Annotated in this window: 15 protein-coding genes; all 15 read left to right on the top strand. The window is 60.8% G+C overall.

Annotated elements, in window-relative coordinates:
- Positions 1-249 (top strand): RNA polymerase factor sigma-54 (locus OZ10_RS11905; RefSeq protein ID WP_039565044.1); only part of this gene is annotated, 249 nt, incomplete at its 5' end.
- 8 nt (positions 250-257) lie between these two features.
- Positions 258-641, top strand: coding sequence for a response regulator (locus tag OZ10_RS11900; protein ID WP_005997154.1), 384 nt, complete (start codon positions 258-260; stop codon positions 639-641).
- Positions 634-2,118, top strand: a complete 1,485-nt coding sequence (locus OZ10_RS11895) for a sigma-54 dependent transcriptional regulator (protein WP_039565042.1) — start codon at positions 634-636, stop codon at positions 2,116-2,118. Before OZ10_RS11900 ends, OZ10_RS11895 begins: the two co-directional genes overlap by 8 nt.
- A gap of 120 nt (positions 2,119-2,238) precedes the next feature.
- Positions 2,239-3,348, top strand: coding sequence for a DegT/DnrJ/EryC1/StrS family aminotransferase (locus tag OZ10_RS11890; RefSeq protein ID WP_039565040.1), 1,110 nt, complete (start codon positions 2,239-2,241; stop codon positions 3,346-3,348).
- Between the two features lie 64 nt (positions 3,349-3,412).
- The gene (locus OZ10_RS11885; protein WP_039565038.1) at positions 3,413-3,637 is read left to right on the top strand and encodes an acyl carrier protein; all 225 of its coding nucleotides are present in this window, start codon (positions 3,413-3,415) and stop codon (positions 3,635-3,637) included.
- A 5-nt stretch (positions 3,638-3,642) separates the two neighbouring features.
- Complete coding sequence (locus OZ10_RS11880) at positions 3,643-4,683, top strand: ketoacyl-ACP synthase III (protein WP_039565036.1); 1,041 nt, start codon at positions 3,643-3,645, stop codon at positions 4,681-4,683.
- 2 nt (positions 4,684-4,685) lie between these two features.
- On the top strand, positions 4,686-5,447 hold the full coding sequence (locus OZ10_RS11875; protein WP_039565033.1) for an SDR family NAD(P)-dependent oxidoreductase: 762 nt from the start codon (positions 4,686-4,688) through the stop codon (positions 5,445-5,447).
- The gene (locus OZ10_RS11870) at positions 5,444-6,223 is read left to right on the top strand and encodes an SDR family NAD(P)-dependent oxidoreductase (protein WP_139051318.1); all 780 of its coding nucleotides are present in this window, start codon (positions 5,444-5,446) and stop codon (positions 6,221-6,223) included. Before OZ10_RS11875 ends, OZ10_RS11870 begins: the two co-directional genes overlap by 4 nt.
- On the top strand, positions 6,220-6,879 hold the full coding sequence (locus OZ10_RS11865; RefSeq protein WP_039565031.1) for an acetyltransferase: 660 nt from the start codon (positions 6,220-6,222) through the stop codon (positions 6,877-6,879). Before OZ10_RS11870 ends, OZ10_RS11865 begins: the two co-directional genes overlap by 4 nt.
- Before the next feature lie 31 nt (positions 6,880-6,910).
- Positions 6,911-8,050 (top strand): aromatic ring-hydroxylating oxygenase subunit alpha, encoded by a 1,140-nt coding sequence (locus OZ10_RS11860; protein WP_039565030.1) that lies wholly within the window; start codon positions 6,911-6,913, stop codon positions 8,048-8,050.
- Positions 8,047-8,661 carry an LbetaH domain-containing protein gene (locus OZ10_RS11855; RefSeq protein ID WP_039565026.1) on the top strand — a complete coding sequence of 205 codons (615 nt, stop codon included), beginning with the start codon at positions 8,047-8,049 and terminating at the stop codon, positions 8,659-8,661. Before OZ10_RS11860 ends, OZ10_RS11855 begins: the two co-directional genes overlap by 4 nt.
- Positions 8,662-8,715: 54 nt before the next feature.
- The gene (locus tag OZ10_RS11850) at positions 8,716-9,945 is read left to right on the top strand and encodes an FkbM family methyltransferase (protein ID WP_039565025.1); all 1,230 of its coding nucleotides are present in this window, start codon (positions 8,716-8,718) and stop codon (positions 9,943-9,945) included.
- A 184-nt stretch (positions 9,946-10,129) separates the two neighbouring features.
- Positions 10,130-11,404, top strand: a complete 1,275-nt coding sequence (locus OZ10_RS11845; protein ID WP_039565022.1) for a hypothetical protein — start codon at positions 10,130-10,132, stop codon at positions 11,402-11,404.
- Between the two features lie 41 nt (positions 11,405-11,445).
- Positions 11,446-12,195, top strand: a complete 750-nt coding sequence (locus OZ10_RS11840; RefSeq protein ID WP_039565021.1) for a 3-deoxy-manno-octulosonate cytidylyltransferase — start codon at positions 11,446-11,448, stop codon at positions 12,193-12,195.
- Positions 12,192-12,959: an FkbM family methyltransferase gene (locus tag OZ10_RS11835; RefSeq protein WP_039565020.1), complete on the top strand. Its 768-nt coding sequence runs from the start codon at positions 12,192-12,194 to the stop codon at positions 12,957-12,959. Before OZ10_RS11840 ends, OZ10_RS11835 begins: the two co-directional genes overlap by 4 nt.
- Positions 12,960-13,159 lie beyond the last annotated feature (200 nt).

Genomic DNA, 13,159 nt, shown 5'->3' with positions numbered 1-13,159 from the left:
CACTTCTTCGCCGTGCGCCTGGAAGGCGCCAGCGTCTCCGGTCAGGCGGTCAAGGCAATGGTGCGCCGCTTGATCGAAAGCGAGCCGGCCGGCCGGCCGCTGGCCGACGAAGCCATTGCCGGTTTGCTGTCGCGGCAAGGCGTTAACATTGCGCGCCGCACCGTGGCCAAGTACCGCGAACAACTCGACATCGCCCCGGCACGCGAGCGCCGCCGCACCAACAAACCGCTGCTTGCCCGGGCAGGATAAGGACTACTATGAGCAAACTCACCGTGCTGCTGGTCGACGACCACGAGGGCTTCATCAACGCTGCGATGCGTCATTTTCGCAAAGTGGAGTGGCTCAACATCGTGGGCAGTGCCGCCAATGGACTGGAAGCGATCGAGCGCTCTGAGTCGCTGCGCCCCAACGTCGTGCTGATGGACCTGGCGATGCCCGAGATGGGCGGGCTGCAGGCCACGCGGCTGATCAAGACGCAGGACGATCCGCCGTATATTGTCATCGCGAGCCACTTCGACGATGCCGAGCATCGTGAACACGCTCTTCGCGCGGGTGCTGACAATTTTGTCAGCAAGCTGTCCTATATCCAGGAAGTCATGCCAATCCTGGAGGGCCTGACGGAAGGAGCCAGGAATGAGTGAGTCCCGCATTCTGCTGATCGACAGTGACGCCGTGCGCGCCGAGCGCACCGTGTCGCTGCTCGAATTCATGGACTTCAATCCCCGCTGGGTCACCGACGGCGCCGACATCAATCCTGGCCGTCATCGCCACGACGAATGGATGGCGGTGATGGTGGGTTCGGCGCAGGATGCGGCGCAGGCCGACAAGTTCTTCGATTGGCTGGCCGATGCCAAGCTGCCGCCGCCGGTGCTGCTGATGGAAGGCAGCCCGGTCACGTTCGCGCAGACCCATGGCCTGCACGAGGCCAATGTCTGGGCGCTGGATACCCCGTTGCGGCACGCGCAGCTGGAAGCCCTGCTGCGACGCGCAAGCCTCAAACGGCTGGATGCAGAGCATCAGGCCGGCGTGCAACAGGACACCGGACCGACCGGCAACAGCGAGGCGGTGACCCGCCTGCGCCGGCTGATCGACCAGGTGGCCGCGTTCGACACCACCGTGCTGGTGCTGGGCGAGTCCGGTACCGGCAAGGAAGTGGTGGCACGTGCCATCCACCAGCACTCGCCGCGCCGTGATGGGCCGTTTGTCGCCATCAACTGCGGCGCAATTCCGCCGGACCTGCTGGAAAGCGAACTCTTCGGTCACGAGAAAGGCGCGTTCACCGGCGCCCTGAGCGCCCGCAAGGGCCGTTTCGAAATGGCCGAAGGCGGCACCCTGCTGCTGGACGAGATCGGCGACATGAGCCTGCCGATGCAGGTGAAGCTGCTGCGCGTGCTGCAGGAGCGCAGCTTCGAGCGCGTGGGCGGTGGCCAGACCATCCGCTGCAACGTGCGCGTGATCGCTGCCACCCACCGCAACCTGGAAGCGCGCATCAGCGACGGCCAGTTCCGTGAGGACCTGTTTTACCGTCTCAACGTGTTCCCGATCGAGATGCCGGCGCTGCGCGAGCGCGTGGACGATCTGGCCATGCTGGTGCAGACGATTGCCGGGCAGCTGGCGCGTACCGGCCGTGGCGAAGTGCGCTTTGCCGAGGAAGCCCTGCAGGCGCTGCGCAGCTATGACTGGCCCGGCAATGTGCGCGAGCTGACCAACCTGGTAGAGCGCCTGGCGGTGCTGCACCCGGGCGGGCTGGTGCGCGTGCAGGACCTGCCGGCGCGGTATCGCGGCGATTTTGCCTCGGCCATTCCGGTCGAGTTGCCGCCCGAGCCGGCACTGGTGGCCGCGCCCACCGACGTAGCTGCACTGCCGAGCAATGTGGTCGCACTGCAGCCCAAGGCCGCCGATGCGGAACCGGCCTCGGCCGCCAGTCTGCCCGACGACGGCATCGACCTGCGCGGCCATATGGCCAACATCGAACTGGCCTTGATCAACGAGGCGCTGGAACGTACGCAGGGCGTGGTGGCCCATGCGGCGCAACTGCTAGGCCTGCGCCGCACCACCCTGGTGGAGAAACTGCGCAAGTACGGCATCGACCGCGAGCAGACCGAGCTGGCCAACTGAGCGTGCCGGCGCACGCAAGGTCCTGCTCGCTGGCATAGCGCTTGCTTGCTCAGGCGTACACCGTCCGCAGCCATCGGCTGCGGCGGAATCCCGACATCCACCCGCACCAGCGAGGCATTGATGCCCATCCCCGTCACCAGTCCGCTGCTGCCGCCGCTGGAAGAGTTTCTGCCGTACCTGGAACGGATCTGGACCAGCCGCATCGTCAGCAACGGGGGCGAGATGCACCGCGCCTTGGAGCAGGCGTTGTGCGCCTACCTGGGTGTGCCGCATCTGGCGCTGTTGACCAATGGCACCACTGCCTTGATCACGGCCTTGCAGGCGCTGCGCATCACTGGCGAAGTGATCACCACGCCCTACTCGTTCGTGGCCACGGCGCATTCGTTGTTGTGGAAAAGCATTACCCCGGTGTTCGTGGACATCGACCCGGTCACGCTCAACATGGACCCATCCAAGATCGAAGCGGCCATCACCCCGCAGACCACCGCGATCATGCCGGTGCACTGCTATGGCACTGCCTGCGACACCAGCGCGATCACGCGCATCGCCGACATCTACAACCTGAAGGTGATCTACGACGCCGCGCATGCCTTCGGGGTGCGCGATGAGGGCGGCTCGATCCTGCGCCACGGCGACCTGAGCGTGCTGAGCTTTCATGCGACCAAGGTGTTCAACACCTTCGAAGGCGGCGCAATTGTCTGCCCTGACGAAAAAACCTACCAGCGCATCGGGCACTTGAAGAACTTCGGCTTCGTCGACGAAACCACGGTGGTGGCACCGGGCATCAACGGCAAGATGAACGAGATCAGCGCAGCGTTCGGCCTGTTGCAGCTCAACCACATCGACGAAGCCATTGCGCAACGCAGCGCCGTCGATGCGCAGTATCGGCGGCGGCTCAGCGAGGTGCGTGGCATCCAGTGCGTGGCACGCCCGCAACAGTCCAGCGCCAATTACGCGTATTTTCCGATCCTGGTGCAGGACGACTACCCGCTGTCGCGCGATGCGCTATACCAATTGATGCGCGAGCACGGCATTCTGGTGAGGCGTTACTTCTATCCATTGATCAGCGACTTCCCGATGTATCGCGCTCTGCCCTCGTCTGCGCCGGCATGGTTGCCGGTAGCGCGCTCGGTGGCCGCGCAAGTATTGTGCTTGCCGATCTTTCCCGGCCTGACCGCCGACCAGGTCGATACCATCGCCGACATCATCGCCGGCGAACAGGCCACATGACCGCGACACGCAACACCGTGTTTCCAGACTCCCGCATCTTCAACAGGCAACCAGGCGAGATCGCATGACCCAGGCAACATTTATCGAGAACTTCCTTTCCGCCACCGATTTCCAGGAGCCGGTGGAGGTCACGCTGGACACCATACTGCTGGAATTGCCGGAATGGGATTCGCTGGCGGCGCTCGGCGTGATCGTGATGTTCGACATGGAATACGGCAAGACCATCACCGGCGAAGATCTCTCTGCCGCCGTCACCGTGGGCGATCTCTACAAACTGACCGAGGCCTAAGCACCATGCCGACCTCCACGCTGCACAACGTCCGCTTTGCCGGCATGGCGACATGCGTGCCTAAGCGTGTGGTGTCCAATCTCACCGACTGCCGGCCGCAGATCCGTTCAGAGCGTGAGCGCCTGGTGCGCAACATCGGCATCGATACGCGTCGCATGGCGTCGGAATGGCAATGCTTTTCCGACCTGGCCTTCGATGCGACCGAAGTGCTGCTCGAGAAGCTGCAATGGAAGCGCGAGGAGATCGATGCACTGATCGTGGTAACGCAGTCGCCGGATTATCCGATTCCGGCCACCGCCATCATCCTGCAGGACCGGCTCGCCCTGTCGCACGCCACGGTCGCCTTCGACGTCAACCTGGGCTGCTCGGCCTATCCGTTCGGTATCAACCTGCTCGGCTCGATGATCGCTGCCGGCGGCGTCAAGAAGGGCTTGCTGCTGGTCGGTGACCGCAGTGCCAATCTGGAAGACCCGATTTTTTCCGACTCGGGTACTGCCACGGCGCTGGAGTTCAGCGCCGACGCGCCGCCGATGCACTTCGACCTAAACAGCGATGGCAGCGGCTACAAAGCCATCATTCTGCCGGTGGGTGGGCATCGCGAGCCGGTCGCCATTCAGCACCTGGTGCCGTATCGCGATGAGCCGGAGGGTGCGTGGAAGCGTGGCGTGGACCTGCAACTGGATGGCGTGGCAGTGCTGAGCTTTTCTACCCAACGTATTCCGCCTGCGGTACAGAAGCTGCTCGACTACACCGGTGTTTCCAAGGATGAGATCGACTACTTTGTGTTCCACCAAGCCAACCGCATGATCAACGAGACCATCCGCAAGAAGCTCGGGCTACCGGTAGAAAAAGTGCCTTCGACGCTTCGCGATTTCGGCAACACCAGCGGCGCATCGCTGCCGGTGACAATGACCGCGCGCATCAATAAGGAACTCGAGTCCGGCCGTAAACGCGTGTTGCTGTGCGGCTTCGGCATCGGGCTTTCGTGGGGCACCTGCTTGGTGGACATCGAGGGTGCGGCGTTTCCTGACTTGATCGAGGCTTGAGCATGGCTGGAATCGCCTCGACCGATGCATTCGGGCTGATCGATAAAACTATCATGGTCACTGGTGCGTCTTCGGGTATCGGCGCAGCAGTCGCCGCCTTGTGCGCTCGGTTAGGCGCCACCGTAGTGCTCAACGGTCGCGATATGCAGCGTTTGGAGGCAGTGGCCGCCGATCTAGCTGGTGGCGGCCATAGCGTCATCGCCGGCGACCTGACCGACGAACAGACTCGGAACCGCCTATTGGAGGCGTCCGAGCGCTATCACGGCATTGCTTCATGCGCGGGCGTTGCTGCACTCGTGCCGTTTCGAATGGCGGCAGAAAAACATCTGCAGCACATGCTGTCGGTGAATTATCTGGCGCCGATCGCCTTGACGCAGCAATTAATCTTCAAACGTCGGCTGGCCGAGGGCGCGTCGCTGGTCTACGTCTCAGCGCTATCTGCACGCGCCGCTCCACAGGCCGCTGCCGGCTATGCTGCGTCCAAGGCTGCACTGGAGGCGGCCGTGCGGACGCTAGCGCTTGAGCAAGCCAAGCACGGCATCCGTGCGAACTGCATTGCGCCCGGCTATGTCGACACACCCATGCTGAAAAAGTTGGGCACCGCTGCTGACATGGACGACAAGATCGGACTGACACCACTTGGGCGCATCGACCCGAACGACGTTGCGAATGGCGTGACATATCTGTTGTCAGCCGCAAGCCGCTGGATCACGCGAAGCACATTGACCATCGACGGCGGGATTTCCTTGCCGATTCGCCTATGAGCAGCCAGACCATCATGCCTTCCACGGACGCTACCTCGGCGCTGCTCCACACCCTGTTTGGACTAGCCGGCAAGACAATTCTGGTTACTGGTGCATCCAAGGGTATTGGCGAGGCCGTTGCGCAGGCTTGTGCTGGTGCAGGTGCGCGTTTGATCGTTGCCGGACGAGACGAACAACGCCTGCAAGCGGTGCTGGTGTCCTTGTCTGGCGAAGGCCATCGCTTGTTCATTGGCGATCTGAGCGATGCAACCGTACTGCAGCAATTGGCCATCGACTGCGATCCGCTTGACGGGGTAGTTCACAGCGCCGGCATTCGCGGGCTTGCGCCGATGAAATTGGTCAGCGAAAAGTTCTTGCGCGACGTCATGGACATCAATTATCTCGCGCCCGTGATGTTGACCCGGCATCTGTTGGCACGCCAGTCACTGCGACCCGGCGCTTCGGTGATCTTTCTGTCGTCCATCGCCGCGCTCACTGGCACCGTCGGCGTCGGCCCCTATGCAGGATCGAAGGCCGCTCTGATCGGCACCTTGCGTCCGCTGGCGCTGGAATTGGCACGCCGCAAGATTCGCGCGAACGCGCTCTGCCCTGGTCTGGTCGAAACCTCATTGATCAACGAAGACAAGGCATGGTTCGAGGAAAGCCGCAAGCGCTATCCGCTGGGCATCGGACAACCCGAGGACGTGGCACTGGCGTGCCTGTATTTCCTGTCGGACGCCAGCACGAAGGTGACCGGGCAGGCCTTCAGCATGGATGGAGGAGTGGAATTCGCATGACATCCGTCACTCTCGCGCCGCCTCACCACTTGTTGATCGTTGGCGCAGGCGGCTATGGAAGAGACATCGCATCGCTGGCATACCATGAGGATCCGGCTTACGGAGTCGAGTGGGACATCAAGGGCTTTCTGGACGACCGCGTGCATCTGCAGGGCACATCGCGCTGGCCGATCGTTGGCGATCCTGTCAGCTATCAACCGGTCGAGGGCGACATCTTTATCTGCGCAATCGGCAATCCGACACAGCGGCGCCGCTACGCCCAGGCACTCATCGAAAAGGGAGCGGACTTTATCGTGTTTCATCCGCCTCCGACGCGTGAGGCTGCTGCCGGTTACATCGGTCGCGGCGGCGTGTTCGATTCGCGCGTGTCCATCGGCTCGGGCAGCCGGCTCGGCGAGTTCGTTACCGTGCTCTCTACCTCAATCATCGCGCACGACGTCAGCATCGGCGACTATGTGCAGATCGGTAGTTTCGTCTTCATCGGCGGCAGCGTGGTCATTGGTAACGAGGTAACGATTCACCCGCATGCAACCATCATTCCAGGCATCAGGATCGGCGACGGCGCCATCATCGGGGCTGGAAGCGTGGTCGTTAAAGATGTCCCCTCCAATAGCACCGTGGCTGGCAATCCTGCGCGCATCATCTTCAGCAGGTAGCGCCGCTAGGATGCACTTCAGGAGCCAGGACATGACCCGACACGCACTCGATATTAAACACTACACCAGCTCACAGACCTTCGAGCTGGAGCAAACACGGCTGTTCGGCCGCTTGTGGGCATTTGTCGGCTTTTCGTCGTTGGTGGCCGAGCGAAATCAATTCTTCGCACGCCAGGTCGCCGGTGTGCCGATACTGGTGCAGCGCACCGATGCCGGTATTCGCGCCTTCATCAATCAGTGCCCGCATCGCCAATCGGCAATCCAGATCGACAGCCACGGCAAGCGACCGTTGGTGTGCCCGTATCACGCCTGGTCATTCGGACCGGAGGGCGAGTTGCGTGGTCTGCCCAACCCAGGCCTATACCGATTCACCGCCGAAGAGAAGGAAGCCATTTGTCTGCGCAAACTGCACGTAGAGCAGGTCGGCCAGCTTTTGTTCGTCAATCTCTCCGAACAACCGTTGCCGCTGACCGAACAGTTTTCACCCGATTACCTGGAGCAGCTGCGCTCGGCGTCCTCGCATCTGGACTCGCAGATCATCTATAGCTGCCATCGGGTGCGCTACAACTGGAAGCTGAACATGGAAAACGTCAAGGACTATAACCACGTCCCTTTCGTTCACCCCAAGACCTTCGGCCCGTTGATGACGAGTACGGACAAGGCGGTACGAACCCAAGAGTCGGGGCCCGACGCTGCTTCGCCGGTGAAACAACTACTGCAGTCCAAGGCCGTTCCCGCATTGAGCGAGCTCAGCTTCCCGGTCAAGGCGCACATCACAGCGCAAAATAGCTGGTTTCGTTCGCTATGCGACCGTTACGGTGAGGATGAGGCGTACTACAACTGGTTCGTCTACCCTAACGTCAACTTCTGCAGTGTGCGTGGCGACTATTTCCTGCTTCAGCAGTACGATCCGGTTTCGCCATCGGAAACCGACTACCACCTGTGGGTGATGACTGCGCAGCGCAAGCACGAGCATACCGACTTCACGGCCCTGTTGAGCGATCTGATCCGGGGCGAGCGTACCGTCATCGCGGAGGATACTGTCTTGTTGGAATGCATGCAGGCCGGTTTCGGACCGCACTCCGGCCACATCACGCACGGCGATTATGAGATTCAACTGGTGCGCCAGCATCGTTGGTACCGCGACGCGGTGCTGGAGGAAGCGCATTGACCTCACTCATCCTGCTAGGCCAGGACGATGCGCTAACGCAGGCGGTACGCGTGGCAAACGCATGCGGATTGGTGTACACCGTGATCGAACTGGAATCGGCTGACCGTCACAACTTCGAGCTAGACGACATCTTCGCGCGCTTCCCGGCGGCAGACAGCGAAGTTTTTGTCGCGCTGGACGCACGGGCGGTGAACTACGCGCGCCACAAACTGGTCGCGCAGCTGCGGCTTGCCGGCTATCGATTGGCGAACCTGATTTCGCCAACGGCCATCGTCGAAGACGATGTGCGTTTGGCAGGCAATGTCTACATCGGAGCCGGGTGCAACGTCGCTCCTGGCACGCGCATTGGCGTCGGTTGTTGGCTCGACCGCCAAGTCGTGATCGAGTCCGATGCCCGCCTGGGTGCCTGCACAACGGTACATGCAGGCGTCTCGATTGGGCGAGCTGTGGACATCGGGCAAGGCAGTACCCTGGGCAGCGGCAGCATCGCAGGCGCCGGCACGAAAATCGGCCGTCATTGCGAGTGGCTGCTGCCCGGCGTGGTGCCCATCACCCTCCCGGACCGTTCCTTCTACGATGCGCTGATGCCCCAGGGAGCACGCATTTTGTGATTGACCTAATCATTCAAGCAGCCCAACAAAATTTGCTTTTCCTGAGAACATGTCATGACGCTGGATGAGTACCAACGGATGAGCATAAACCCCGACGGGGACGACCGCATCCTGCGTGAATGCCTTGCCGCCTACGCGGACTCGTATGCGCGCGAACCAAACTTTTGCGTGCCGAAAGAGGCGCGCCGGGCGTTGGAGGAGAAAGGAAAGAGGGTGCAGGTGGTCTTGCTCGGCAGTAAGCTGTTCGGGAGCGTATTCGTACGAGAAGCCGCATCGCGCGTCGACATCGTCGGCGTCGTGGACGACTACAAGGTCGATAGCGACCAGACATTCCACGGCATCCCTTTCATTACGTCCGCGACCCTGGTCCAGTGGGCACGCACCCGACAGATTGTATGTGTGAACACGTGTCGCTTCGATTACTCGCGTCGCTACTTCAAACACCTCACACTTGCCAACAGCATTCCTTTACTCAACTACGAGCAGGCCATCCGTTGGCTAGGCATTACCGCATGCAGCGACCACCGGGTAGACGACTGGGGCAATTACATCGTCCGCAACTTGCCGCGCTTCGATGCCCTGGCTACGCGCCTCGGCGATCCATACTCTCGCTTCACGCTGTTCAGTGTACTGCTTGCGCATTTGAGCTGTAACCCGGAATGGGTCCTTCACGCAGCCAAGCCATATTCGAGTCTGTATTTTCGATCAGGTCTGTTCGTACCTGGTTTGAAGGAATGCTTTGCCGACTGCGGTGCGTCGATCGCCGAATCAAGCCGCGCCTTCCTGGATAGCGTGGATGACCGATTTGAAAAAATCTGGATGATCGAACCCGACCAAATCAATGGCAGCACACTCCGTGAATTCATCCAGACGCGTTCTTCCCTGTCCGGCAATAATTGTCAAATCGAGTTGATTACGTGCGCTTTGGGAGAAGCAGATGGCGAACTGCCGTTCCTGCATGAAGGTGGGCATGGCGGCCAACTGGTGCCGGTGCCGTCTGGGCAGGCACACTGCCACAACGTGCCGGTACGCCGCCTGGACGACCTGCTTGATCGCACACCAACACTGATAAAGATGGACATTGAAGGAGCGGAGCTGGGGGCGTTGCGTGGTGCCAGTGCGCACATCGCAATGGGGCGTCCAACGTTGGCGATTTCCGCGTACCACCGCTCCTCGGACTTGCTTGATCTGGTCGGCGCAATTGAAAACATCCGCGACGATTATCGTATCGGCCTGCGCCACCATACCGAGGATCGATGGGATACCTGCCTCTACTTTTATTAGGCCATCCGCTTCAAGCAATCTGCCCTGTTCCAATACACAACGCAGCTTCTCTTGTCATGCGTAATGGCTGCGAGGCGGAATTGAACGTCGAGAACAGCCGTACTTTTGTATGAAGTCGCCATACCGAATTGTCCATGCACCTACAGCACATACGGCATGCAGCCTTGAACAGGAACCAAGCCCAATGGCGTTAGCAACCGGCTCTCTCGAGCGAGCCAGTATCAAATACCCTGGGCTGGATCCGGCGTGTACCAAGCTTGTCGGTTGGGGAGCCGGACAGTTCTTCCGCGATTTCTATCCGGCCATCGCCAAACGGTTGAACCTGGCGTACACCATCTGTCCGCGGCAGGAGAATCAGGGCGCGACGGTCCATGGCATCCAGGTTAGGCCGCCCTCGGCGTTAAATGATGAATCCACCGACGATGTGCTGATTGTCATCTTCTCTAATCACTACCCGGAGGTGATGAATCAGATCGCAGCGGCGCATGGCCGCTTCCGCACGGTGCGCGCAGTCGATTACGACCAGAGCAGCATCGTGACGCTGCAGGAGCTGCAGGAGCTTGCCAGCCTGTTGCCGGACCTGCGCATCTCGCGTCGGCTGACCTCGCCGAAGGCGGGAATTTTCGTCCAGGGTCTTGTGTTCGACTTCACACCACTGGTGCTGGCCTGGAATCGGCTGCATTTTCCTGATGTCTATCAGTGCATGGTGACATGGGCCCATCAGTCCGAGGAGCTCCTTGATCGCTGCCGTCCCTGGTTGGACAAACTGATCCTGGTGCCGCAGCCGGAGAACCTTGGCCTGCATTACCGCAACGCCGTACTCAGGTCGGCGCGGTTGGGGGCCGAGCACCTGGCCGAGCAGGGAATACCGGTTGCCGTGCGCTGCCGCAGCGATAACGTGCTTACCGGCTCGGTCCACAAGGTCATCGATACGTACTTTCGCGCCAAACGCAACCAGGGGAAGATCGCTGTGTCGTTGGCGGCTTCCTGGCAGCACATGCCGTTCCACTTTTCGGAAAAAGCCATGTTGGGCAGGACCGATGACATGGTGGCGTTATGGTCGACCCTGGAAGACCCGCGGCCAGCCAGTTATGCGGACGATGAATTGTCGCCGACACTCGAACTCGCACCGGAACGACATTTCCAGGAGCTCAGCCAGTACACCTTCGAGTCTTCGTTGTGGCGGGACTATGCACGCCGTCTCGGATTCCCTACAGACACCTTGGCCGACGGTTATCGCTTTGCGCAGTCGCGGCTGCTTGCCCTGGAACCGCATATGAGTTGGAGTTCGCTGAAGTTTGTGCCCTTGTTCAACGTGGTGCGCGACACCAGCTATTCCTTCTCGATGGACAGCTGGAACCGCCTGTTCACAGATCCCGAGGCGGCGCTGGAGGCTGCGGAAGCAGTCAGCCGGCTGGCGCTCAATTCGACCGACTTCTGGCAAGGACGAGCGGGCTGACCGCTCCGAACGGCCAATATATCGGTTGCCAGGAGGCTTCCATGACTTACGCCATCATCATTCCCGCGCGGCGCGATTCTTCGCGCCTGCCCGGAAAACCGCTGATCGAGTTGGGCGGCGTGCCCATGATCGTGCGCACCTATCAGCAATGCGCCAAGGCGGCGCCAGCCGAGCGCATTCTCGTCGCCACCGATTGCGACGTGATTCAACGTACCTGCGAGCAGGCCGGCATCCGCACCTTGATGACCTCCAGCGACTGCCTGACCGGCACCGATCGTGTTGCCGAGGTCGCGCAGCAGCTCGATGTGGACACCTATATCAATGTGCAAGGTGACGATCCGCTATTCAATCCGCGGGACGTGCGTCTGCTGATCGACGCTGCGGTAGCGGCGCCGAATGATGTGATCAACGGCTACTGCCCGGTCGCTAACATCGACGAATTCCGTAATCCGAGCGTCCCCAAGGTGGTCGTGCGTCCGGACGGGCGCCTGCTGTACATGTCGCGCGCGGCGATTCCGATCACCAAGCAAGGGGAATTCCGGCGCGCATGGCGGCAGGTCTGCGCGTATGCATTTCCGAAGCGGGCATTGCAGGCGTTCACTTCGGTGACGTCCAAGACCACGCTGGAAGAGATCGAAGACATCGAGATCCTGCGTTTTCTGGAATTGGGCCTCGAGGTGCGTATGGTGCAGATGAGCAACCAATCGATCGCGGTGGATACCCCGGCTGACGTCGTGCGGGTGGAAGCGGCGCTGCGCATGATGCAGCTCAGCGAGCAGAATGCGCCATGACCCAGGATACAACACCCCACACACAGCCCGGCATGCATTCACCCATCTGCGGCACTTCCGATCTCCGAAACCAAGAGCATGCTCAAGCGTATTCGCCTCGCCGCTTCTTCGATCAGTTACTGACGACCGACGCTCCGGTGGTAGTAGACGTAGGCGCGCATCGCGGGGAATCGATCCAATATTTCAAATCCATCTATCCGAATTGCCAGCTGTACTCGTTCGAACCGGACCCGCAGAATTTTGCCGAGCTTGAAAAAGTGGCTGCGCAGTTCGGCGCCAGCACCATGTGCGTTGCACTGGGCGAGAACGACGAAATCGGGCACTACTACCGGCAGAGCATTTCGCATCTGGGCGGGTTGCTGCCGATCAATGCGGATTCCACCGACTCGCTTGGGTATGCGCGGGAAGCGTCGAACGAGGAAATTTTGGTCAACAAGACCACCCTCGACAACGCGTGCGTGACGCTGGGGATTGCCCACGTGCATATCCTCAAGATCGATGTGCAGGGGTTCGAACGTCAGGTACTGGAGGGCGCAACTGCGATACTGCAACACACCGACTGCGCGGTGATCGAGATCGGCCTGTATGACTTGTATGGCAAGACCACCAGCTTCGTTGATGTAGTCAACCTGATGCAGGCTGCCGGCTTCTTGCTGTGGGATATCGCCAAGCTGTCGAAGAACCCTAAGAGCTTGCGCACTGATTGGATCGAGGTGGTGTATCGCAGGGATGCCGCAAAGCTGCAAAAACTGACGCAGCCATGAGGACTGCGACCGTCGCCGAGTCGGTAGCTACCCTCCATGCCTATGGCACGCTTGTTGCATATTCAGCTAGGCTGAGCGCCACCTAGGTGCACCTTCCACAAGTGCACGATGAGGTGCTCTGCCCTTCCCCCGTTGCCGCGCCGTGGATGCACCTTTGACTGTTCAAGACGATCGATCGCCGCTGACGTCCAACGCCCTGG

This window comes from Xanthomonas cannabis pv. cannabis (assembly GCF_000802365.1).
Classification (GTDB): Bacteria; Pseudomonadota; Gammaproteobacteria; order Xanthomonadales; family Xanthomonadaceae; genus Xanthomonas; species Xanthomonas cannabis.
The sequence above is the reverse complement of the archived record's forward strand: the minus strand, read 5'-3'. Positions and strand labels throughout refer to the sequence as shown.

What these genes read in the sequence shown, in the direction of transcription:
- OZ10_RS11900 (WP_005997154.1), top strand. Translation starts at nt 258, where the DNA reads ATGAGCAAACTCACCGTGCTGCTGGTCGACGACCACGAGGGCTTCATC.
- OZ10_RS11895 (WP_039565042.1), top strand. Translation starts at nt 634, where the DNA reads ATGAGTGAGTCCCGCATTCTGCTGATCGACAGTGACGCCGTGCGCGCC.
- OZ10_RS11890 (WP_039565040.1), top strand. Translation starts at nt 2,239, where the DNA reads ATGCCCATCCCCGTCACCAGTCCGCTGCTGCCGCCGCTGGAAGAGTTT.
- OZ10_RS11885 (WP_039565038.1), top strand. Translation starts at nt 3,413, where the DNA reads ATGACCCAGGCAACATTTATCGAGAACTTCCTTTCCGCCACCGATTTC.
- OZ10_RS11880 (WP_039565036.1), top strand. Translation starts at nt 3,643, where the DNA reads ATGCCGACCTCCACGCTGCACAACGTCCGCTTTGCCGGCATGGCGACA.
- OZ10_RS11875 (WP_039565033.1), top strand. Translation starts at nt 4,686, where the DNA reads ATGGCTGGAATCGCCTCGACCGATGCATTCGGGCTGATCGATAAAACT.
- OZ10_RS11870 (WP_139051318.1), top strand. Translation starts at nt 5,444, where the DNA reads ATGAGCAGCCAGACCATCATGCCTTCCACGGACGCTACCTCGGCGCTG.
- OZ10_RS11865 (WP_039565031.1), top strand. Translation starts at nt 6,220, where the DNA reads ATGACATCCGTCACTCTCGCGCCGCCTCACCACTTGTTGATCGTTGGC.
- OZ10_RS11860 (WP_039565030.1), top strand. Translation starts at nt 6,911, where the DNA reads ATGACCCGACACGCACTCGATATTAAACACTACACCAGCTCACAGACC.
- OZ10_RS11850 (WP_039565025.1), top strand. Translation starts at nt 8,716, where the DNA reads ATGACGCTGGATGAGTACCAACGGATGAGCATAAACCCCGACGGGGAC.
- OZ10_RS11845 (WP_039565022.1), top strand. Translation starts at nt 10,130, where the DNA reads ATGGCGTTAGCAACCGGCTCTCTCGAGCGAGCCAGTATCAAATACCCT.
- OZ10_RS11840 (WP_039565021.1), top strand. Translation starts at nt 11,446, where the DNA reads ATGACTTACGCCATCATCATTCCCGCGCGGCGCGATTCTTCGCGCCTG.
- OZ10_RS11835 (WP_039565020.1), top strand. Translation starts at nt 12,192, where the DNA reads ATGACCCAGGATACAACACCCCACACACAGCCCGGCATGCATTCACCC.